Annotated in this window: 3 protein-coding genes and 1 pseudogene; 3 read left to right on the forward strand and 1 reads right to left on the reverse strand. The window is 43.6% G+C overall.

Going from position 1 to position 1,286, the window contains the following annotated elements; translation table 11 throughout:
• From R7035_RS25430 to R7035_RS25440, 3 genes and pseudogenes are all read left to right on the forward strand, one after another.
• Window positions 1-103, forward strand: a pseudogene (locus R7035_RS25430) (glutathione peroxidase); the annotation flags it as partial.
• Window positions 104-113: 10 nt separating this feature from the next.
• Window positions 114-560 (forward strand): DUF3429 domain-containing protein, encoded by a 447-nt coding sequence (locus tag R7035_RS25435; RefSeq protein ID WP_318146346.1) that lies wholly within the window; start codon window positions 114-116, stop codon window positions 558-560.
• A 153-nt stretch (window positions 561-713) separates the two neighbouring features.
• Window positions 714-959: a hypothetical protein gene (locus tag R7035_RS25440; protein ID WP_005463406.1), complete on the forward strand. Its 246-nt coding sequence runs from the start codon at window positions 714-716 to the stop codon at window positions 957-959.
• A gap of 52 nt (window positions 960-1,011) precedes the next feature.
• On the opposite strand, the gene R7035_RS25445 is transcribed toward R7035_RS25440, so the two are convergent.
• A partial coding sequence (locus tag R7035_RS25445; protein WP_318146347.1) for a DsbA family protein occupies window positions 1,012-1,286 on the reverse strand: 275 nt, incomplete at its 5' end.

Below are 1,286 nucleotides of genomic sequence, written 5' to 3' on the forward strand. Positions count from 1 at the left end.
CAAGTTTCTCATCAGTAAAGAAGGCAAAGTCATCGCCACATTTCCAAGCTCAACCTCCCCGACGAGTACTACGCTTACTAATATGATTGAGCAACAACTGTAGGAGTGCAGTTATGGTCACGACACGTTTAACCATGTTACGCCTTGGGTACTTGGGCTTAGTGCCTTTTCTGTTCAGCTTGCTGCTTATCGTGTCTGACACCACCTTGTTTAACCTAAGCGGCCAACAATTTTTTATTGCCTACAGCGCCGTTATCTTGAGCTTTCTATCGGGAGTGCTCTGGGGAAATGGTATCGACCATTACTACCACCGCTTGAGCCGTAATATCCTAGTTCTCAGTAATTTGTTTGTTTTGCTTGCGTGGGGTGCCTTGTTACAAGGGAATACACATTACATCGCGGCAATATTGTTGCTCGCAACCGGATACGCTGCCATTTGGTATGCAGAAAAGCTGATACGGAATGTCGAACTGGAAGTTGATCCCAAAGGCTATCAAGGCATGAGGAATAAGCTCACCTGTGGCGTCATTTTGATGCATGGATTGGTTTTGATTGCATAATCTGGTCTGTCCAGTACTCAGATCACAAAACCAATCAACCCATATAAAACATTGTTCATTTCGTGAATACACATACATTTTGAACACCGTTTTGTTTTAAAGTAGCGCAAACCTACATATATATGTCCGTAAACATTCACAAAGGATATGAATATGTTTTTCCGCAAACTACTGTTTAGTACTGCAATTATCAATGCGACTTCTGGCTGCGTTTCTTACCAAGCGCAACAAGCTGCCACTCAAACAGTAAACAACACGGGCATTGTTCTCACCAATGTGGTGAAAAACACCATCGCACAACCGTGCAATGTCGCTATCACCGTTGCTAGCTTGTTTTATCCGCACGCGATATTCATGACTAGCGTACCAACTCAAGCTTGTACAACCGTACTGAGATAACGAATTCAAAAAAATGGCGACCACTTGGCCGCCATTTTTCATTTCTTTTAATTTATAGCGTTAGCAGATAGTTCACCAATTCGCTGTACTCGGCATAGCTACGGACTTCATTAGGAATAACGATGTACTTGTTATTCACAACGACGCCAGGAACGCCGGTCAGAGTGCTCTCTTTGAACTGCTTATCGAAACGCTTTTGCATCGAACTAACCGCAAAGCTGTTGTACGCCGCGTCAAATTTGTTGCCATCGACACCGTTGTCCGTGAAGACTTTCTTTAACTCGTCTTCGTTTTTCGGTGCTTGGCGCTTTTGATGAATTTGCGCAA

This window comes from Vibrio sp. 1731 (assembly GCF_033339955.1).
Classification (GTDB): Bacteria; Pseudomonadota; Gammaproteobacteria; order Enterobacterales; family Vibrionaceae; genus Vibrio; species Vibrio alginolyticus.

Coding starts and splice junctions, on each gene's coding strand:
- R7035_RS25435 (WP_318146346.1), top strand. CDS start 114: ATGGTCACGACACGTTTAACCATGTTACGCCTTGGGTACTTGGGCTTA.
- R7035_RS25440 (WP_005463406.1), top strand. CDS start 714: ATGTTTTTCCGCAAACTACTGTTTAGTACTGCAATTATCAATGCGACT.